16 protein-coding genes are annotated in these 19,487 nt (G+C 41.3%); 5 read left to right on the top strand and 11 right to left on the bottom strand.

The window, feature by feature from the left end:
• The first annotated feature begins 6 nt into the window (after positions 1 to 6).
• Positions 7 to 972 carry a helix-turn-helix transcriptional regulator gene (locus ATK78_RS09420; protein ID WP_133575831.1) on the top strand — a complete coding sequence of 322 codons (966 nt, stop codon included), beginning with the start codon at positions 7 to 9 and terminating at the stop codon, positions 970 to 972.
• Between the two features lie 61 nt (positions 973 to 1,033).
• On the opposite strand, the gene nhaA is transcribed toward ATK78_RS09420, so the two are convergent.
• The gene (gene nhaA / locus ATK78_RS09415) at positions 1,034 to 2,344 is read right to left on the bottom strand and encodes a Na+/H+ antiporter NhaA (protein WP_166664853.1); all 1,311 of its coding nucleotides are present in this window, start codon (positions 2,342 to 2,344) and stop codon (positions 1,034 to 1,036) included.
• Between the two features lie 260 nt (positions 2,345 to 2,604).
• Between nhaA and ATK78_RS09410 the strand changes: the two genes are divergently transcribed.
• Genes ATK78_RS09410 through ATK78_RS09400 form a run of 3 tightly spaced genes read left to right on the top strand, consistent with a single transcriptional unit; the run spans position 2,605 to position 6,829 of the window.
• Positions 2,605 to 4,128: an ankyrin repeat domain-containing protein gene (locus tag ATK78_RS09410; protein WP_133575830.1), complete on the top strand. Its 1,524-nt coding sequence runs from the start codon at positions 2,605 to 2,607 to the stop codon at positions 4,126 to 4,128.
• Positions 4,128 to 4,619 carry a DUF2271 domain-containing protein gene (locus ATK78_RS09405; protein ID WP_243732489.1) on the top strand — a complete coding sequence of 164 codons (492 nt, stop codon included), beginning with the start codon at positions 4,128 to 4,130 and terminating at the stop codon, positions 4,617 to 4,619. Before ATK78_RS09410 ends, ATK78_RS09405 begins: the two co-directional genes overlap by 1 nt.
• Before the next feature lie 14 nt (positions 4,620 to 4,633).
• Positions 4,634 to 6,829, top strand: coding sequence for a PepSY domain-containing protein (locus ATK78_RS09400; protein ID WP_133575829.1), 2,196 nt, complete (start codon positions 4,634 to 4,636; stop codon positions 6,827 to 6,829).
• A gap of 10 nt (positions 6,830 to 6,839) precedes the next feature.
• Here the strand turns inward: ATK78_RS09400 and ATK78_RS09395 are convergent, their stop codons facing one another.
• The 10 genes from ATK78_RS09395 to ATK78_RS09350 are packed head-to-tail and all read right to left on the bottom strand — an operon-like array spanning position 6,840 to position 17,737.
• Positions 6,840 to 7,826 carry an FAD:protein FMN transferase gene (locus tag ATK78_RS09395; RefSeq protein WP_208112335.1) on the bottom strand — a complete coding sequence of 329 codons (987 nt, stop codon included), beginning with the start codon at positions 7,824 to 7,826 and terminating at the stop codon, positions 6,840 to 6,842.
• 3 nt (positions 7,827 to 7,829) lie between these two features.
• Positions 7,830 to 8,345 (bottom strand): hypothetical protein, encoded by a 516-nt coding sequence (locus ATK78_RS09390; RefSeq protein WP_133575828.1) that lies wholly within the window; start codon positions 8,343 to 8,345, stop codon positions 7,830 to 7,832.
• A 17-nt stretch (positions 8,346 to 8,362) separates the two neighbouring features.
• Positions 8,363 to 9,202: an SGNH/GDSL hydrolase family protein gene (locus ATK78_RS09385; RefSeq protein ID WP_243732488.1), complete on the bottom strand. Its 840-nt coding sequence runs from the start codon at positions 9,200 to 9,202 to the stop codon at positions 8,363 to 8,365.
• Positions 9,203 to 9,251: 49 nt separating this feature from the next.
• Complete coding sequence (locus ATK78_RS09380; RefSeq protein ID WP_133575827.1) at positions 9,252 to 10,565, bottom strand: sensor histidine kinase; 1,314 nt, start codon at positions 10,563 to 10,565, stop codon at positions 9,252 to 9,254.
• The gene (locus ATK78_RS09375; protein ID WP_133575826.1) at positions 10,549 to 11,925 is read right to left on the bottom strand and encodes a sigma-54-dependent transcriptional regulator; all 1,377 of its coding nucleotides are present in this window, start codon (positions 11,923 to 11,925) and stop codon (positions 10,549 to 10,551) included. Before ATK78_RS09375 ends, ATK78_RS09380 begins: the two co-directional genes overlap by 17 nt.
• 32 nt (positions 11,926 to 11,957) lie before the next feature.
• Positions 11,958 to 13,100, bottom strand: coding sequence for an ABC transporter permease (locus ATK78_RS09370; RefSeq protein ID WP_133575825.1), 1,143 nt, complete (start codon positions 13,098 to 13,100; stop codon positions 11,958 to 11,960).
• On the bottom strand, positions 13,097 to 14,311 hold the full coding sequence (locus ATK78_RS09365; RefSeq protein WP_133575824.1) for an ABC transporter permease: 1,215 nt from the start codon (positions 14,309 to 14,311) through the stop codon (positions 13,097 to 13,099). Before ATK78_RS09365 ends, ATK78_RS09370 begins: the two co-directional genes overlap by 4 nt.
• Positions 14,312 to 14,316: 5 nt before the next feature.
• Entirely contained in the window at positions 14,317 to 14,985 is a 669-nt protein-coding gene (locus ATK78_RS09360; protein WP_133575823.1) for an ABC transporter ATP-binding protein, read from the bottom strand.
• A gap of 6 nt (positions 14,986 to 14,991) precedes the next feature.
• Positions 14,992 to 16,479 (bottom strand): TolC family protein, encoded by a 1,488-nt coding sequence (locus ATK78_RS09355; protein ID WP_133575822.1) that lies wholly within the window; start codon positions 16,477 to 16,479, stop codon positions 14,992 to 14,994.
• Between the two features lie 7 nt (positions 16,480 to 16,486).
• Positions 16,487 to 17,737, bottom strand: a complete 1,251-nt coding sequence (locus ATK78_RS09350) for an efflux RND transporter periplasmic adaptor subunit (protein ID WP_133575821.1) — start codon at positions 17,735 to 17,737, stop codon at positions 16,487 to 16,489.
• Positions 17,738 to 18,054: 317 nt separating this feature from the next.
• On the opposite strand from ATK78_RS09350, the gene ATK78_RS09345 reads away from it, so the two are divergent.
• Entirely contained in the window at positions 18,055 to 19,473 is a 1,419-nt protein-coding gene (locus ATK78_RS09345; protein WP_133575820.1) for a TlpA family protein disulfide reductase, read from the top strand.
• Positions 19,474 to 19,487 lie beyond the last annotated feature (14 nt).

Genomic DNA, 19,487 nt, shown 5'->3' with positions numbered 1-19,487 from the left:
ACAGAAATGATTGTAAAAAGCAAGATAGAAGGATTAAATGAATGGCTCTTTATTGAGGACATTCCCGATGCTTTTGCGCCAGGCAATACAATCAGTGAAAAGAAAGTAACCATTGAGCGCGCTCCCATTAAAATGGTGAATTACCAGTTGAGCAGCGGCGGACTCTTCCTGATGTATTCTGAAATGAAGTTTACGGAGCCCATCCGCATTTATACCGCGGTAGAAGGTGAAACCATCACCAGTCAATTCATTTTTTATTATCCGGCATCAGCCAGAAAAATGAATCCACATGGTGGCAGCAGGCACAATATCCGTTTTATCCCTTCCTCAAGTGCTACTTATGAGCTAAAGGCCGGTGTGGATTATACCTATTTTATGATGGTGATATCCAAAGAATACTATTATAAATTAATTGACCGTCATTCTTCATTGCACGAAGAATTTGTGCAGGAGATAGAGAAGGGACTATCCGCATCTTATGCAGCTCAGGATATGTTGGTAACAGCAGAAATGCAGCGGATTATCTTTGAACTGCGCGAAGATAAAAAGACCGGTGAGTTGAAACGGCTGCATACTGAGGCCAAAGTACTCGAACTTTTAATTTACCAGATCGAACAGTTAAATAATGAGCAGCCAGAAGGGGGCAAACTGCTGAGAGAGGCCGATATTGAAAAGCTGGAACATGCCCGCGCTATATTGGAAATGCGCTTTGCAGATCCACCTACCCAGCGTGAACTGGCCATGGAAGTGATGCTCAACGAATCTAAGCTTAGAAGGGGCTTTAAAGAATATTTTGCGACTACGATCTACGATTATATTACCCGCCTGAGGATGGAACTGGCAAAGACCTTACTCCTTGAAGAACGCAAGACCATTTATGAAGTAGCCTTAATTACGGGGTTTAGGCACCAGGCTAATTTTAGTATTGCTTTCAAGAAATATTTTGGAATCTCTCCCAGTGATGTTGGCTAATTATTTAATGGCACCGGTCGCTTTCAACCGAAACGATTTCTATGGTCAAGCCAATTGATTCTTAATTTTGTGGTTTAGAAATCTTTTTTAAAACCAATGTGCCAAGCACGCCGGCAGTAACAGAGGCTACCAGAATCCCATATTTAGCCTGATCAATGAACACCGGATTTTTAAAAGCCAGGCCGCTGATGAACAGCGACATTGTAAATCCAATACCTGCCAGTAAAGCCACTCCTGCTACATGTTTCCAGTTTGCCTGTTCTGGAAGACTCGCCAGGTTAAGCTTTACCATTATCCAACAGAAAGAAAGTATTCCAAAGAATTTCCCAAATATCAGTCCTGCCGCAACCCCGATTGATACGGGATTGATAACAGAGGAGAAAAAATCTGCACCAATCACGATACCTGCGTTTGCTAAAGCGAAAAGTGGCATTATTCCAAAAGCGACCCAAGGATGAAGGGCATGTTCGATGGTCTGCAATGGCGTTTCTGCGGCCATGCTAAGACTTTTAACTTTCTGGATGGTTTTGTTCTGTTCGGGAGTGATCAGACTTCCACGTTCTGGTATATCAGTTTCAAAATCGTAGGACAATTTCCTTAGATTGTCCGAATAGATCTGCTCATTGATCTTAGTAACAGCGGGTATGGTGAAAGCTACCAACACCCCCGCAATGGTTGCATGGACGCCTGAAAGCAGGAATCCTATCCATACGCCAATACCGACAATAAGATAGAAGAGACTGCTTCGGATGCCTATTACATTCCCGATGATCAATATGGCCAGAAACCCTCCACCAAAAGCAAGTGCTGTAAAATCAATTTTAGCAGTATAGAAAAAAGCAATTACAAAAACCGCTCCGAGATCATCAGCTACCGCGAGGGCCGATAAGAACACCTTTACCGAAACTGGTATGTGCTTACTTGCCATAGACAACAATGCGAGTGCGAAAGCAATATCTGTCGCCATTGGAATTCCCCAACCGTGATCGGCCTCGGTTCCCTTATTTATGAAGAAATAAATTAAGGCTGGCACAAGCATGCCCCCCAAGGCAGCAGTCATTGGCAAAGAAGCTTTTTTCAAACTTGAAAGTTCGCCTTCCATAAATTCACGTTTGAGCTCCAGCCCGATGACAAAGAAAAAAATTGCCATAAGCCCATCATTAATCCAAATGTGCAGTGGATGGTTCAATAAGTAGGTATCAAATCCTACAGAAAAATTGATCTCCCAGATATGATGATAGCTCCCATAAGAAAAATTCGCCCAGATGATTGCTGCGATAACTGCAACCAATAAGACAATTCCGCTGGTATATTCCAAATGGATAAACCTGCTCACAGGAGCCATTATCTTCTCTATAGTTGTTTTTTGCATATCTATTGTGCCGGTGGCTAAAATTAATGTTTTAACCCCGAACGGCCTAATCTATTACCGATGAGCAACCCTACAACAATGCCATTGCGGCCATGTGGGATAGATAAGCTAAATAAGAATCATGGCTAAAACAACTTGGGCTGCTTATATTTTATTATTTTCCAGCTTTGGTTTTTATTTAGAACTATTCTTATTAAATTCGCAAACTACCTCTGATATAGAGAACTCGAAATAAAACAAAGCTATTAACTGTGTTTAAAATGAAAAAACTACTTACCGCAATTTTCGCCTTATCTTCCCTGATTGCAAGTGCGCAGCAAAATACACTTTTGGATGCGTCCTTTTGGCAAGGGAAACCTGACATGAGCCAGATCAAAACCGAAGTTGAAAAAGGAAACAATCCGTCACAGTTCAATAGCTCGAGCTTCGATCCTGTTGTTCTGGCCATCAATGCAGGGGCATCAACAGAAGCGGTTAAGTACCTGTTATCGCAACCAGGAAATGACATTGCCAAACTTACCCACGACAGCCGCATCTATTTGCATTGGGCTGCTTCAAAAGGCAATGTAGAACTTGTAGAATACTTATTGAGCAAAGGCTCAAAAACCAATGCTGTAGACAGTCATGGATCAACTCCCCTTCTTTTCGCTGCAAGCGGCGGTCAGCAGAATACGAAGATCTATGATCTTTTCATCGCCCATGGTGCGGACCTGAAAAAAGACCTTAGTCAGGATGGAGCAAATGTATTACTACTTGCCATTCCGAATGACAAAGACTTTGTCCTAACCAATTATTTCATTTCAAAAGGGCTAGACATCAACAGCAGCGATGCCTCAGGTAACAATTCATTTAGTTACGCAGCAAGATCCGGGAATATTGAACTGTTAAAAACGCTTTTGCAAAAAGGTGTTAAAGCCAATCCAAATGCGATGCTGATGGCTGCTCAGGGTTCACGCCGCGGAGCCAATACCATCGAAGTCTATCAATACCTGGAAAGCCTGAATATAAAACCGAACTCCATTGGTAAAAATGGCGAAAATGCCTTACATGCAATTGTACGTAAGCCAAAGCAAGAAGACATCATTCAATATTTCCTTTCAAAAGGAGCAGATGTAAATCAGGTTGATGAAGAAGGCAACACCGTAATCATGAACGCTGCAGCTGCCAACCGTGATACTGCGGTAATTGGCATGCTGATTAGCCGGGTAAAAAATATCAATCAGGCCAATCAAAAAGGTGAAACTGCATTGACTATGGCTGTGCGCAGCAGCTCTCCAGAGGTAGTAAGCTACCTGATCAGCAAAGGTGCCTCTGCTAAGGCTTTAGATAAAAAAGGCAATAACCTGGCCTATTATGTGGTAGACTCCTATCGGCCGCAAAGCGCACAAGGTGCTAATCCACAAGCTGCACGCCCGGCACCAAATGGTCCAAAACCAGAAGATCTTGATACAAAAATTAAAATCCTTCAGAATGCAGGACTGAATGTTACTGCTGCTCAGGCAGACGGAAATACGCTATATCATATTGCAGTAGCAAAAAATGATGTATCGCTTATAAAACGTCTGCAGCCTTTGAATATTGATATCAATGCTAAAAATAAAGATGGCCTTACTGCGTTACATAAAGCAGCGTTGGTATCTAAAGACGATGTGTTGCTGAAATATCTTTTATCTATCGGAGCTAAGAAAGACGCAGTAACTAACTTCAAAGAAACCGCGTTTGACCTGGCCAGTGAGAATGAATCGCTAACTAAAAATAATGTATCCGTTAACTTCCTTAAATAATGATGTCGAATCTATATAAAACAGCGTTTCTTTTACTGGTACTTACATTTGCTAAACCTGCTGCATCGATTGCTCAAAGCACCAACAAGTACAAATGCATGATCCAGATGACAAACTATATGGGCGAAGGCGCATACATTGTAATTTCACTGGTCAATAACAGGGGTGCCTATGAAAAAACCCTTTACGTACTGGGAGCTAACAAAAAATGGTATAATACAGTAAAGGAGTGGTACAAATACCACACCCAAAAATCGGAGAAGATCAGCGCCGTTACCGGTGCATCTGCAGCGGGTGGAGACCGTAGTGTTAATGTGATTGAAATTGATAAATCAAAGATCAATGCAGGCTACAAATTACGCTTTGAAAGTGCCGTAGAGGATAAAGAGTATCATATGAAAGACCTGGAGATTCCTTTAACGACAGAAACCCTTTCAGCAAAGAACGATGGAACCGGATATATCCGCTACGTTCGTTTCAGCGCAAACTAAAGTCATCCATACATATGACCATTTCCATATGGAGATATAGCCACTTAGCTTTGGCTATATCTTCTTTTCTTTTACTCACGCTGGCATCAATAACCGGCATCATACTGGCTTTCGAACCTGTATCTGAAAAAATTCAACCGTATCGCGTAAATAACTTCGACGGGATTACGCTTGCTCAGGCACTTCCCGTGCTTAGAAAAACATATCCGGACATTAGCGAACTTAAGGTAAATGCCAGTCAGTTTGTACAGATCAATGGCAGCGATGCCAATGGAGAAAAACTGCTGGCCTATGTTGATCCGCTTACCGGAAAAATTTTAGGAAGTCCAAAAGAACAGAACGAATTCTTCAAGTGGATAACCGCACTGCACCGCTCCTTGTTTTTACATGAGACAGGCCGTTTTTTCATCGGCCTAACCGCGTTCTTACTCCTGCTGATCACCGTTTCCGGAACGATGCTGATCATTCAGCGCCAGCGCGGACTGAAGCGTTTTTTTACACGGATAGCCAGAGACAACTTTGCCCAGTATTACCATGTGGTACTTGGACGCTGGTCTCTGGTCCCAATTGTGATCATTGCATTGACTGGAACTTACCTGTCACTGGTTAGGTTTGAGTTGATTGGCACCCCAAAAGAGTCCGCTAAGGTCGATTTTGATGCCATTCGTTCTGAGCCGGCTAAGAATCCGGCCGACATGGATATCTTTAAGAACACCAAATTTTCTGACGTAGAATCCATTGAATTTCCCTTTTCAGAGGATGCAGAAGATTATTACACCTTTAAACTCAAGACCAGGGAAATCGCTGTCAATCAAATTACCGGCGACATTCTCAGTGAAGTAAAATATCCTACCCAGGTATTGCTCACCAACCTGAGTTTGAATTTGCACACCGGTCGGGCCAGTGCCTTATGGGCCATCATACTGGCGGTCGCTTCGGCAAACATTTTATTCTTCATCTATTCCGGTTTTGCCATTACCTGGAAGCGCTTGTCTAACCGCACAAAAAATAAATACAGCGCTGATGAAAGTAAATACATCATCCTGGTTGGATCAGAGAACGGAAGCACCTTTGGCTTTGCGCAAGCCATTCACCAGCAGCTGATCAAAGCAGGCGAAAAATCATTCCTATCCCAACTGAACAATTATACTGTTTTTCCGAAAGCGGAAAACCTGATTGTACTAACTGCCACTTACGGACTAGGCGATGCCCCTACAAATGCGGGCAAATTTGCTGCACTGCTTGAAAAGCATCAGCAGCCCCAGCCTGTTCATTACTCGGTCCTGGGTTTCGGATCACACGCCTATCCAGATTTCTGTAAGTTTGCTTACGAAGTCAACAATTTGCTTTCCAGGCAAACCTGGGCTGTACCGTTAACCGATGTCCACACGGTAAACGATAAGTCACCAGACGATTTCAGCTTATGGGCCGAAGCCTGGTCACAACAGATTCAAATCCCGCTTACGATATTGCCAGAACTTCAAAGTGCCGCATCAAAGCGTTTAGAAACACTTACCGTTAATACAGCTGCAACCGAATCACTTAAAAACGGCACGTTTGCCATAAGTTTCCAGACCAGAAAAAGACTGCGTGTTAAATCAGGGGATTTGCTGGCTATATATCCTGAGAACGATTATCGTGAGCGGCTTTATTCTATTGGAATTGTAGATAAAGAGATTCGGCTAAGCGTCAGGCTGCATCCAGGAGGATTGGGATCATCCTATTTACACCGTTTAACTACCGGAGAAAAGATCCGTGCAAAGGTTATTAAAAATGAACATTTCCATTTTCCCGAAAAAGCACCTGAGGTTGTAATGATCTCAAATGGTACAGGTATTGCGCCATTCCTGGGTATGGTTGGCGAGAACAAGGACAAGGTACCATGTCACCTGTACTGCGGTTTCCGGGAACAATCTTCTTATGAAATGTATCAAAGCTTGCTGGAAACAAACCAGGCGGCCGGAAAACTTGTAAACATCAATACGGCCTTTTCGAGAGCAGGGGAAAAGCAGTACGTCAGCGATCTGATTGCAAAAGATGCAGATCTGATTGGCAATATCCTCAATAAAGGTGGGGTGCTGATGATCTGTGGTTCCCTTTCCATGCAGAAAGATGTAATTGAACTGCTGGAAACCATCTGTCAGTCAAAAACAGGCAACAGTATAAGCTTTTATCAATCACACAATCAAATACGCACAGACTGCTATTAAGAATTAATCGCTATAATTTATGCTTTTTGAAATTTAGTTGAGGAGAAGATGTAATTTGCCCTTGATCTGTAATCAGTATGTAGCTATAGGCAGGAAAATTTTTGATGAAATTAACAGCAGCATCCTTTCCTAAAACCATCATTGAGGTGCTGAAACCATTGGCAGTTTCCGCACTTGGCCCAAAAACCGTTACACTGCACAGTCCGGTTGCAGGGTAACCGGTTGCAGGATTGATAATGTGCGAATAGCGCTTTCCGTTAAAGATGACAAATTTCTCATAACTGCCGGAAGTAACCACAGCACCTTCTTTCAGCGGAACTACAGCAATCAGCACATCTTCACGCATTGGATTTGTAATCCCAATTGCCCAGTCGCTCCCGTCAGGTTGCTTTCCCCAGGTACTCATATCGCCTGAACCATTAACGATCCCGGATTTAATCCCTCTGGCCAGCATCATCTCCCGGCATTTATCAGCAGCATAACCTTCTCCCAATGCGCCAAACCCGATTTTCATTCCGTTCAGCTTTAAAAATATAGTAGAGTTTATGCTGTCAAGGATGATATTTTTATAACCAACCTTCTCTACCGATTTTTTAATGAGTTGAGGAGACGGCATTACGGTCATAGAGCCATCAAATTTCCAAATCCGATCCATAGCAGCAAAACTGATATCAAATGCGCCATTGGTCATCTTACAGAGCTTCAGTGCCCGCTGAGTAAGTTCAAATACCTCTCTATCTACCTTAACCGGCCTAATACCGGCATTGCTGTTTACTTGTGACACCTGCGATTCCGGTTTCCAGTCTGAGATCAGGTTTTCTATCCGGGTTACTTCAGCAATAACCGTGTCGATGTTTCTCAATGCAGAAGCAGTATCTTTATCTACCAGGGTGATATCCCATCGGCTGCCCATCAGCGTTACCGCCTTTTTTTTTAATACTTGTGAATAGCCGTTTAAGCCTGTCAGAATAAGAAATGTAAATAGCGCTTGTTTCATATTCTATTGGCCACTGTGATAAACCGGCGGAGTGCTTTTGATGATTACTAAATTCTTATTTAATGCCGGAAACATCTTTTTCAATCTTTCAGGCTCTATATTTCCTGCCGATACAAACGTCCATGTTTTACCTTCATCCTGGCTCACAGCAAGCATACTGGTTGTAAATGATAAATATCCGTCTTTGTATTTCATCTCCATGTATTGCGGCACAACGCTATGTAATTCTTTTCCAGAACGGTAAACTTCACCTGGCTCTCCATTAGACGCTGATTTGAAACCCTGACCATCCTTTTCAAGATCTTCCATTGTTTTTTTAAGCAACGCAATCATCGCTTGCTTTCCGCCGCCCATTTTAACTGCCGGGGGATACATACAATTAATAGCCGTAGTATAATCTCCCTCAATCGTGGCTTTTGCGACAACATCTGCTGCCTTTTTTATTTTGGCAGTATATTGTGATTGAGCAGTCAGACCAACTGAAAGAATAAATAAGGTAACTAAGAGATTTTTCACCATGCAGCTAATTTAATTAATTATTTTTTAAATAGCTTCACCAACTGCTTTGAGATAATAGCGTTCCCTTTGTTTGAAGGATGTAAACCATCATAAGTCATGGCCATTGCATCCGGAGGGTAGGGATACTCATCTTTTGTAGGATTAAACGGAATTGATGCTGATTCTGGGAATTTATAATTTTTGTATTCACCAGTTACGGGGTTTTTCAGCCTTTTATATTTTACCAGTTTATCAAGCCTCAACTCCTTGTTATGATAAAGATCAATCGATTCAAATTTCTCCTGTTTACTAATGGCAGCAATGGCATTTGCAAAGCCTTCCAGGCTTTGCCCGTTCTTCTCCTTGTAAGAGCCGAAAGCATTATTTTGCGCATTGGCGATATAAACAAAATCATTACGCTGCATTGGTGTAATCAGTATAATTCTTGCTTCATGATTAAGGCTTCGTATTTTATTAATGATTTTCCGGTAAGACCCGCAGGTTGTACCAGTACCTGTATCATTTAAATAATCATCCAGGGTTCCAATAGGAATACCAGACCACCAATCGTTTGTGCCAATAAAAACGGTATAAATATCCGCTTTGACGATTCCAAGCTTTTCAATTTCTTTGGCAATTCCGGAAGTTGTCCATCCATTATGACCTTGATTGATATAATGCAGATCAGCAACCGCTTCCTGTACCATTGTTAAGTAGCCTTTGCTTGTCCTATTGCCAGTCTCATCAGGATGGTCATTAAGATAAGTTATAGAGTCGCCTATTGCTACCCAGGTAATTTCTTTTGCCTTACTGAAGGAGAGCATAAGAAAAACAACAGGAATATACAAGATTAGTCTTTTCAATGATTTTCTTCTCATAACAATAGTATTTGATTTTAAATGTACGATCATATTCGCAATTACATCCTCAACTGGCATGAAAATTAAAACTACCGATCTTAAATTCTGTCCAGTTGTCTATAGTCTTCAATGAAAAACTGCAATGGTGGTTTAACAGGATTTCCCTGCTCAAAGTGAGTCCTATACCCTGTCCATTCTTTTTACTGCTAAAAAAAGGTGTAAAAAGTTGTTGACTGACCTCAGCCGGAATCCCTTTTCCATTATCCGATATGCATAACATAGCAGGATTCCGGCTACTCTCCAATTTAATTGTTCCATTGAATTCTACCGATTCCAGTGCATTTTTCACAACATTGATCAATACCTGCTCTATCTGTGCAGAGTCGATCGTTGCCAGCAATTCACCTGAGCAAAGCTCAAGAACCCAGTTCACCTGTTTCTTTCTTCCCTCCGCCTCCATGAGTATGTGCACTGTTTTGAGAAGCTGGTTTAGATCATGGCTTTCCAACAGCGGTTCCGGGATCTTTACCACCTGTGCAAAATTAGATATCACATTGCTCAATGCTTTATTTCTGTTGATCGCAACATTTAAGGCATCCTCATAATCCTCACGGTTTGCCTGATGCAATTGATCTTTGAAGTTAATCACAGTAGACAAAATAGAGTTGATGGCACCGATGGAATTGTTAGTTTCGTGCGACATGATGCGAATCACCTTCTCATAAGCAGTTTTTTCCTTTTTATAGATCTCATCATTCAGCTGCTCAATCAGAATGAAGTAGTGAGAATACCCTAAATCTACGAAATGGGCTTTCTGACATTTATAGATCGATGCCCCATTGATGGTTATGATCGAAGCTTCACCATTTCCAATTTTGGCAATTTCAAGGGGAAGTTGACCCGGAATATCTGATAATGTCATTCCCTTAGCATTCGTACTACCGAGCTGCAGCATTTGCACAGCAGCATTATTGATGGCACTGATAAGGTCATTCTCTTCCAGCAAGATGATACCAGAAGGAGAAGCTCCGATCAGCTTGTCCAGAACATGGTTTTTTTCGCTCTGTTTAATGCGTTCTTCCCGAAGCTGATCAATCATCTGGTTATAAACATGAATAAGATCATCCATTTCAGAATGATTCGTTTTTACAAGCCTGGTATTAAAGTCTTTGTCTTTAATGGCTTCTATACCGGAAGAGATCAATTTTGAAGGCTGCCGGATTCCGTTGTAAAGCCAAAAAGAGCAGATCACAGACAGTAGAATTAAAACCTCCCCGGCAACAAAGAGAAATAGCTTTTTTTCTGGCAGGTTTAAGAGCAGAAATATAAAAACCAGGTGCATGAGCACCGCAAAAAGGAGAAATTTATTTCTGAGCTTCATACGGGATGTTGTATTTTTCCAGCTTGCGATATAATGTACCCCTGCTCAATCCGAGCGACCGCGCAACTTTACTGATGTTTTGCTGATGATGATCCATCGCCTTGATGATCATCGAAAGCTCTACCTCATCAATCGTCATACTGCCTACCGCTGGTAAATCCTTGTAATCAGCCTGCTTGCCAACAGACTCAATCTGGTATTCAAAGTCTTTAATCTCCAGTGTATCTTTCTCTGATACCAGCACTGTTCGCTCTACAATGTTTTTTAACTCCCTGATATTTCCTGAAAGGTAAAGATCCTTAAGCCAGGAAAGTGCGGCTGAACTGATCTTCAGGCCCGAACGGTTATACAATACCTTGAGGTTGTTTAAAAAGTAGTTGGCCAGCAAAGGAATATCAGCCGCACGTTGCCTGAGCGGGGGCAGGTTAATCAGAATCAGATTGATGCGGTAATACAGATCTTCCCTGAATTTCTTCTCAGCAACCATTTCCTTTAAATTTCTGTTTGTCGCACAGATCACACGTACGTCCACCGTCCGCGTCCGGCTGTCGCCCAATACTTCATAGGTTCTATCCTGTAAAACGCGAAGCAGTTTTACCTGGCTGTTCAAATCCAGGTCGCCAATCTCGTCCAGAAAAATGGTGCCTTTATGCGCCATTTCAAACCTGCCAGTTCTGTCGTTCCTGGCATCGGTAAAAGCACCCCGCTTGTGTCCGAACATCTCACTTTCAAACAATGAAGAAGAGATGCCACCCAGGTTTACTTTGATAAAAGGCTTATTCTTCCTGGAACTATTTTGATGTATGGCTTCAGCGATCAGTTCTTTCCCTGTGCCGCTTTCCCCTATAATCAGCACAGAAGCTTCGGTACCGCTAATCCTGCCGATGGTCTTTAAAACAGCCTGTAACTCCAGGTCATCCCCAATTATATTTTCAAACCCGTATTTTTCGTTGAGCTGCATTCTGCTGACGGATCCGGCAGATACGTCCTGAGCAGAAAGTTTAACGGCGGTCCTCAGAGACTCCAGCAGGTTCTGGTTCTCCCACGGCTTGTTGATAAAATCAGCTGCACCTATTTTCATACCTTCAACAGCGATAGGGATGGAGGCCCATCCCGTCATTAAGATAACGGGCAGTTCTGGTTTTAGCTGCTTTATATTCCGCAGAGCAGCCAACCCTTCAACTCCGGATGTCTCCATGGAAAAGTTCATATCCAGCAATACCGCCTGCAGCTCATTTTCCCGAATAATGGCATAACCTTCTTCAGGATCTGATGCGGTTAAAGCAGACCATCCCTCATGTTTCAGGAAAATCCTTAATGAAGTACGTACGGCGATATCATCATCTATAATCAGGATCATTTCTTCTAAATAATAGGCTAAATTAACATAATTTACTCATCATGTAACGCATCTGCAGGATGTATTTTAGCAGCCAGATATGCTGGATAAAGTGCACAAAGTGTAACCAGCAGGTATATAAATAAAGCAGCAACTACCATGGATATCACATAATCTGCAGGTTCCCCTTGCAGGGTATTGAATAAAAGAAACTGATACCCGACAGCAACACCAAATATCAGTGCAAACGTAGTAAGGCACAATACTTCAAATATAATTTGCTTATATATCGCACCAGAAGTAGCACCTGCAGCTCTGCGGATACCTATTTCAGACTTTCTTCTATTTATAGTTTGATAGAGTATGCTATATAGCCCCAACACAATATTCACAATTAAAAAACTGGAAATGAGAAGAATGAAACTAAAAAATGATGAATTCTGTTTTTCGCGGGATTCCCGATATTGAGCTATAGAAATGATCTCTGAATATTCATAACTACCTCCATATTCCTTTTGCTTTCTTTGCAATTGCTTATAGATCTTTTCGTTAAGAGGAACTTTAAGTTTCACCAATAAATGAGCATAACTTACCTTAGGACTAAATTCATAAAAGGACCCGTTAACTGTAGTGCTTTTTCCGGCATCGTCATTTAAGTCTTCGATTACCCCGATAATGAGGTATTTGTCTAGTGATGTGGTTAACGTTTTGCCAACGGCATTCCCATTGGGGAAAAACTTTTCCTGTAATATACCATTGATCACTATTAGTTTTTTTGAGGCATTAATGCTTGTGTTATCAAACCACTTACCTTCCCTCAGCTTTAAGGAGACTAAATCTTTCAGGTACTCGTCAGAAAAACTTCGATAAATTTCTATATTTTTTCCATTCCATATCACATCGACAGCGTCGAAATATCCTATAGAGGGGCCGGTATTGCTAAAACTGGCACCACTAACCTCAGTCATCTGCATCACACTTTCTCTTAATAGCTTTATTGTCGAATCGGCCTGATAAGGAATCTGTATGTCAACAACATTATCAATATTAAAATTTTTAGGGCCTGAAGCTAATTTAGAAGATATTGAAATAAAAACCAGGAAGCTGATTGCCAGAAAAAAGAAGAACAATTCAATAATCAAAAATATATGCTGCTTTCTTTTATTCCAGGTGAGTATAAAAATATGTTTGATCATGATGCGGAGCCTCCTTTCAGTGCTTTGATGGCATGTAATCTTGACATTCGCCAGGCTGGTATAACTCCTGAAACAAGACCAAAAAACAAGGCTGATAAAATAGAATATAAGACAGATTTCCAGCTGATCAGCGCAGAATATACACCATCTGCTGATTCAGGAGAATTATAGAAAATCATTCTGACCAAAGCGGATGAAACCACAAAGGTAAGTATGACGCCAAGGATTCCACCGATAAAGGTAATGATGATATTTTCTATGATAAACTGCCCAGCAAGTACGGATGAAGACGCACCGAATGCTTTACGGATGCCAATTTCAGAACTTCTTTCAGAAATTCTATTGACATTTAAGCCTATCAGGTTCAGCGCCGGAATCACTACTATAAAGAACAGAAATATACTTAAACCCAGTATAGCGTATCCGAAGTCCCTCATCTCAAAAACAGTTCCTCCACTCAATCTAATTCTGATATCTTTCAAAGACTTGTATTGATCAATCCGCTTAGTCATTCTAACTAATTCGTCTTTTATGTCCGGTATCACTTTGTTGCTCTTTGCGAGAATGATTGCCGGATTACTGCTGGCATAGCTGGTAGTAGAAATGCTATAAGGAATTAATATATTAGCCACTTCAGGCCCATTTGCATATAATATCACCTTATTTTTTACAACACCAATGATTTGAAACTTCTTCTCGTCGCCAATATACTTGCCTATTGCACTACCGTTCCCAAAGTAGTACTTTTTGGTGGATTCAGAGATGACTGCATAGCGCTTACCTGTTATAATATCACGTTTATTATAAGGTCTTCCTTCCAAAAAAGTATAATTATAAATATGCCATAGCTCCTCATCAGTATAGGAAACATTAAATATAATTACTTTACCATTTTTGAATGACCGGATATTTCCTGCCTTATAAATGCAAATATTTTCTACATCCCTGGAATCTCTCAGCTTCTTATAAAAATCATCACCTATATTCACACGAGCGTATGGAACCGTTGGGCTTTCCATACTTATTCCATCCAAATATAACGTGCGACTTCTGTTTACTGCCGGAGCATTGTCTCCATAGCCCAAGTCAAATATGACAGTTGTTATGGAAAAGATCATGATCGTAAAACTGATCCCGAAAAGGCTAACACCAGTAAAGAACTTTTGTCGCAGCATCACCTTAAAGGCAATTTTGATATAATTTCTTAACATCGGGTTTAGTTTACTTGTCTACCATCAAAAAACCGGATCAGCCTTTCTGTTTTACCCGCCATATATTCATCATGGGTAACCATCACTATGGTGGTGCCTTCAGTCTTGTTCAGATTGAGCATGATGTTCATGATCTCTTCGCCCATTACACTGTCCAGGTTTCCGGTTGGTTCATCTGCCAGTAAAACTTCAGGATTGCCCACTATCGCACGCGCAATGGCTACCCTTTGCCTTTGCCCACCAGATAGCTGATTTGGAAAATGCTTTGTCCGGCTATTTAACCCTACTTTCTCTAAAGCTTCCAGGGCCAGCTTTCTCCGCACTGAGCCGGAAACCCCTTTACGGTAAAGCAAAGGAATTTCCACATTGTCCAGCACAGAGAGGTCACTAATCAGGTGATAGCTTTGAAAGATGAAACCGAGTTTCTCATTCCGCAAATACGCCAGCTTCTTATCTGCATATCCGGTAATCGGTGTATCTGCAATCTCTATAGTTCCCGAAGTCGGTTCATCCAGTAATCCAATAATATTTAAGAGTGTGCTTTTGCCACAGCCAGAAGGACCCATTACAGATACAAATTCCCCTTTTTGAATATTGATATTTACCTTATTGAGGGCTACCGTTTCAATACTGCTGGTGCGGTAAATCTTTTCTACGTTTATTAATTTAATCATCTATTGTTAGTTTAAATTGTCATATCCTATTTTAATTCCTTTTTCAAAATCATAAAGCGTCAGTATCCGGATGTTATAATAGGCATCCCAAAAGTTCTTCAGCGCCAAAATATAATCCCTTTTAGCCTGATCCTTTTCCTGCAATGCAATATTCAGGTCCGTAATGCTGAGGTCACCCAGCATATACCGTTGCCTGGCAATTCCGTAACGTTCCTGTGCTGTACTATCGGCCAGGATATTTGTTTTCATCTGCTCCCGGATCATGTTAAACTGTTTAACCTGGGTAAAGATCTCCTGGTCAAAATTAGTTTCTTGTAAGGCTACACTATATTCCACCAGTTTTCTATTGGCTTGTGCAGTCTTGATCCTGGCAGACGATCTTCCCCAATCTACAATTGGGATTTGAAAGCCAATCTGCAGGGTTTGCTGATCTACAGGATGCCTGTAAATGCCAGGAATATCTGCAGCGCGGTTTGTCAGTCCAAAAGTGGCAAATAAATTTGCATTCAAACCATTCTCACCATGTGCCCGGGCAACTTCTTTTTTTGCCTCCAGTAAGGTTCTTCGAAATTCTACCGTTTGATATTTATTGGTTCTCGCTTCATTTACAGCAGTTTTGAGATCGATATCAAATACAGCAAGCTCCTCTGGAAGTACAAGCTCTATCGCTGAGTTTTCCTTGTCACCAATAAAGTAATTGAGGCGCAACATCGAACTTTCAACATACAGGCTTGCCTGTGCCACAGCCTTACCCGCATTTAAGGCTGCCAGCTTCAACTGTAGTAATTCGTCTCTGGACAGCTTTCCCATCGTAGACTTTGCTTCGCCAATCTTGAACAGCATATCGTTGTTCTCTTTATTCTTCAGGGCAATTTCATGATTGATTTGGGCAATCAGCAGATCGAAGAACATCGTAGTCGCATTGCGGCTAACCTCCTCCAGGTCTTCCACATATTTCTTCTTAGATTCTTCATAGCGCAAGGGTTCGATCTTATTGTCCCAGGAAAGTGCATTAAATGCAAACAACGGCTGGCTGAACCCGATCACAAGCGGATTGCCGGAAAAACGGGTTTGTTTACGGTCAAAATCAGTGAATTTTAGCAGGTTTGAATTGAGAAATACCTGCCCGCCGGTAGCACTGATGTTTTGTGAAATCCCCAGGTTTAACCGCGAATTGTCATTGGCAATTGGCTGGAACTGAATGGTACCATCTGGCTGTGTAACGGCTATATTGTCCCGTGTAAAGTCAGGTAATGTACCATCCAGGTTCAATTGTGGTAAATAATTAGACCGGAAGTTTTTATACTGCCAGTATCTGTTTTCTTTTAAGGTGGCAGCCTGCAAGGATGCCGTAGAGTTTTCCCTGGCCAGCCTGGTAATCTCATTTAAACTGAGGCGGGCAGGGAGGGGTTGTGATTGCTGTGCAGACATCTTCACTGATCCAAAAAATAACGATAGATAAAAGCACATTCGAAGTAAAGTTTTAGTTTCCATGCTGTTCTTATTTATCTTTGATCGCCACCTTTTTGAAACTCTGCAGGTCTTTCAGTTCGGTGATGATTACTTTTTCACCAGGACGCAGTCCAGTAAGAATCTCCGTATAATTGAAATTGCTAAGTCCGGTATTGATCGTTCTTGATACTGCTTCATCTCCCTGTACTACAAAGATCTGCTGCTGCTCGGCTCCGGTAAATACAGATCCATTTTTAACACGCAATACATTACGCCTTACCGATGTAACCAGTTGCAATTCCACTTTCAGATTAGCCCGGAGCAGGTTATGGTTATTTTTATTCAGGCTAACAAAGAAAATAACCATGCCCGCATCAACTTCCGGCTGAATATTGGTTATGGTTCCACGCAGATCCTGGTCTTCAATTTTCACAATTACCTCCATACCTTTCTTAAGCTGTGAAGCATAAGCATCAGATATTTTCCCTTCCACTTTATAGCTGCTCAGGTCGGCTACCCTCGCCAGATCGGAACCCACGTTTACCTCGGCCCCTATTTTATTACTTACCCAGGTAACGATTCCTTTTGCTGGCGATTGTACTATTGCTCCGCTTAATTTTTTCCCATATGTAGCTATATTTTTTTGTTGCATACTAATTTGATAACCCAGGCCTTTTCTTTCCGACAGGATCGTTTTTTCCTGATTTTTTACTTGTCTTTTTAGCTGCAGCAGTTCAAGGCGCGAAATTTCAAGGTTTAGCCCAGCCTGCTTTAATTTCTCATCCGTGCTTCCGCCAATCTTTAGTAAAGCACGCTCATGATCAAGTGCTGTCTCAAGACTTTCAATATTCATCTGTTTGATGGTATATTGTGTGTTTAACTCATTAAGAATTCTTTCGAGGTTTAATCCAAGCTGCTCTTCTCTGTTGTGGTTAACCGCCTGTTCGTCCAGCAATTTATTATAATCGTTCAGCGTCGCGTCTTTATTCAGTTGTAGAATAGATTCGCCCGCTTGTACAGCCTCCCCGGAATTACGGAATACCTGTTCTAATTTTGCCTGAATGGGGCTTGTAATCAGAAACTCGTATTCAGGAACCACCAGGCCAGTGGCTTCCAGAGTTGCTTCAACCGTACCTTTGCCAACAACAGAGACGTTTATTTTTGAGCGTTCTATAGTTGGCTCCATATTAGCACGAATGATGTAGAAAGCGACAACTACGAGTATAACAGTCAGGCTTGCCAGGCTTACTGTTTTAATGAGACGCCTTTTTTTAAATGATGAGGATAATTCCCTGTCCATATATTATGAATTTGGATAGGCCAGAATTCAATGATGATGCCACACTTAAACATTTAATAATCAATGTATTAATAAAATATTAGTTCGTATAAATTGTTCCAAACCGGACACGTTGGTTTATTCTGGACAGGCAATATCTGATGGCCCGCGTACAAAGGCACGTACTCAGTGGTAAAGGCAACATCAAGCTGCTTGCGAGTGAATTTTTTACAAGTCCTGGCCCAATTGGCACCTTTGCCGTAAGAATGCCTTAAAGAAGTCGCAGGGAAAATATAGGCGTTTACTATAAGTTTGCTGCCAACAAATTATAGATTAAAATGAAAAGATTAATTATCCTATTCTTATTATTAGGAACCATCCCGGCAGTATCATTCGGGCAAAACGACAGTACCTATTTTTTACAGGGAAACATAAGAAATTACGATCAAAGCTCATTTAACCTGGTTAACGAAGGCTTTTTTGAATGGAAAGACTACAACATTCTGGTAGATAATAAAGGTAACTTCTCCAAAAAAATCCGAACAGAGGGTATTCAGAATTTTATCCTACGGCTAAATAATGAGACCATTACGTTGTTTGCGGTACCAGGCGACACGATAACCCTGAAATGGGACAATAAGAACATTGCAAAAACCCTGACAGTACGGGGCAAATCTAAAGAGCGGACAATGGAACTGCAAACGAAGATTGAACTTTTCTACCTGGCCCAAAAAATCAGCGATGGTCCAGATCAAAAGACAAGTGACACTGCAAAATATAGGGCTATAAATAACGCATTCAATCAAGAGATAATGTACATTCATGGCGTTCCGCATACGGAGAACTTTGATAAAATAGCCTACGATATTTATTACAAATACATGAACATGCTGTTGTCTGCACGGCTTCATGACAAGTTTAAACTAACGATTACCGATAACCTGGTTAGAGACGCGATCAATAAAAAAATCCCAACCGTTCTTTTAGACTATAAATTAATAAATGAATTTGCCTTTAATAAATCGGCGTTGTATCGCAAGTTTATCTATGACTGGGTAAGATTGTACCGCATTTTTGATGGGGCAGTCGCAATAAACTCCATTAAATCCAACCATGTGAAAACCCATTATCTGCTGGGGCAGGCAGTTATCGACATACAGCGCATCAAAGACTGGTATGCTGCAGTGCTGATTAAAGACGGTTTTGAAAGCAGTGAATTTAGCAATACCGTTGAGATCTATAACCAATACCTGCAAGAAGGCAAAACACCGGAATTTAAGGTGCAGCTAACAAAATATTATACCAACCTCAAAAATCTAAGCCCGGGACAATCCGCACCAGGCTTCTCGCTGAAAGACATGGATGGCAATACCGTTTCATTAAATGATTTTCTGGGAAAACTGGTATACATAGATTTCTGGGGTGTGCACTGTGGCCCGTGTAGAAAAGATATTCTGGACAATGGCTTTGCTGTACATGAAAAGTATAAGGATAAAGAAGTGGTATTTGTAAATATCTGTACCGATGAGACGGAAAAACCGTGGAAGAAAGCTACCGGCAGTTTAAATTTGAAAGGCGTTAATCTGATTGTCGAAAAGCCGAATGATTCAGCAGTTTCAAAGGACTATAATGTCAATTCCATACCCAGATATGTTTTGGTTGGAAAAGATGGCAAGATCATTTTATCGACCGCACCTGGTCTGTGGGAACTGGCTCGGGAAACCGAAAATATTCTTGATGTATCTCTAAAAAATTAAAGGATTGGTATGAT

Source organism: Pedobacter metabolipauper (assembly GCF_004362715.1).
In the GTDB taxonomy this organism is placed as follows: Bacteria; Bacteroidota; Bacteroidia; order Sphingobacteriales; family Sphingobacteriaceae; genus Pedobacter; species Pedobacter metabolipauper.
This window is presented reverse-complemented; position numbering and strand designations above follow the sequence as displayed.

Excerpts from the sequence above, each read along its gene's own strand:
- ATK78_RS09420 (WP_133575831.1), top strand. The coding sequence starts at position 7 with ATGATTGTAAAAAGCAAGATAGAAGGATTAAATGAATGGCTCTTTATT.
- nhaA (WP_166664853.1), bottom strand. The coding sequence starts at position 2,344 with ATGCAAAAAACAACTATAGAGAAGATAATGGCTCCTGTGAGCAGGTTT.
- ATK78_RS09410 (WP_133575830.1), top strand. The coding sequence starts at position 2,605 with ATGAAAAAACTACTTACCGCAATTTTCGCCTTATCTTCCCTGATTGCA.
- ATK78_RS09405 (WP_243732489.1), top strand. The coding sequence starts at position 4,128 with ATGATGTCGAATCTATATAAAACAGCGTTTCTTTTACTGGTACTTACA.
- ATK78_RS09400 (WP_133575829.1), top strand. The coding sequence starts at position 4,634 with ATGACCATTTCCATATGGAGATATAGCCACTTAGCTTTGGCTATATCT.
- ATK78_RS09395 (WP_208112335.1), bottom strand. The coding sequence starts at position 7,826 with ATGAAACAAGCGCTATTTACATTTCTTATTCTGACAGGCTTAAACGGC.
- ATK78_RS09390 (WP_133575828.1), bottom strand. The coding sequence starts at position 8,345 with ATGGTGAAAAATCTCTTAGTTACCTTATTTATTCTTTCAGTTGGTCTG.
- ATK78_RS09385 (WP_243732488.1), bottom strand. The coding sequence starts at position 9,202 with ATGAGAAGAAAATCATTGAAAAGACTAATCTTGTATATTCCTGTTGTT.
- ATK78_RS09380 (WP_133575827.1), bottom strand. The coding sequence starts at position 10,565 with ATGAAGCTCAGAAATAAATTTCTCCTTTTTGCGGTGCTCATGCACCTG.
- ATK78_RS09375 (WP_133575826.1), bottom strand. The coding sequence starts at position 11,925 with ATGATCCTGATTATAGATGATGATATCGCCGTACGTACTTCATTAAGG.
- ATK78_RS09370 (WP_133575825.1), bottom strand. The coding sequence starts at position 13,100 with ATGATCAAACATATTTTTATACTCACCTGGAATAAAAGAAAGCAGCAT.
- ATK78_RS09365 (WP_133575824.1), bottom strand. The coding sequence starts at position 14,311 with ATGTTAAGAAATTATATCAAAATTGCCTTTAAGGTGATGCTGCGACAA.
- ATK78_RS09360 (WP_133575823.1), bottom strand. The coding sequence starts at position 14,985 with ATGATTAAATTAATAAACGTAGAAAAGATTTACCGCACCAGCAGTATT.
- ATK78_RS09355 (WP_133575822.1), bottom strand. The coding sequence starts at position 16,479 with ATGGAAACTAAAACTTTACTTCGAATGTGCTTTTATCTATCGTTATTT.
- ATK78_RS09350 (WP_133575821.1), bottom strand. The coding sequence starts at position 17,737 with ATGGACAGGGAATTATCCTCATCATTTAAAAAAAGGCGTCTCATTAAA.
- ATK78_RS09345 (WP_133575820.1), top strand. The coding sequence starts at position 18,055 with ATGAAAAGATTAATTATCCTATTCTTATTATTAGGAACCATCCCGGCA.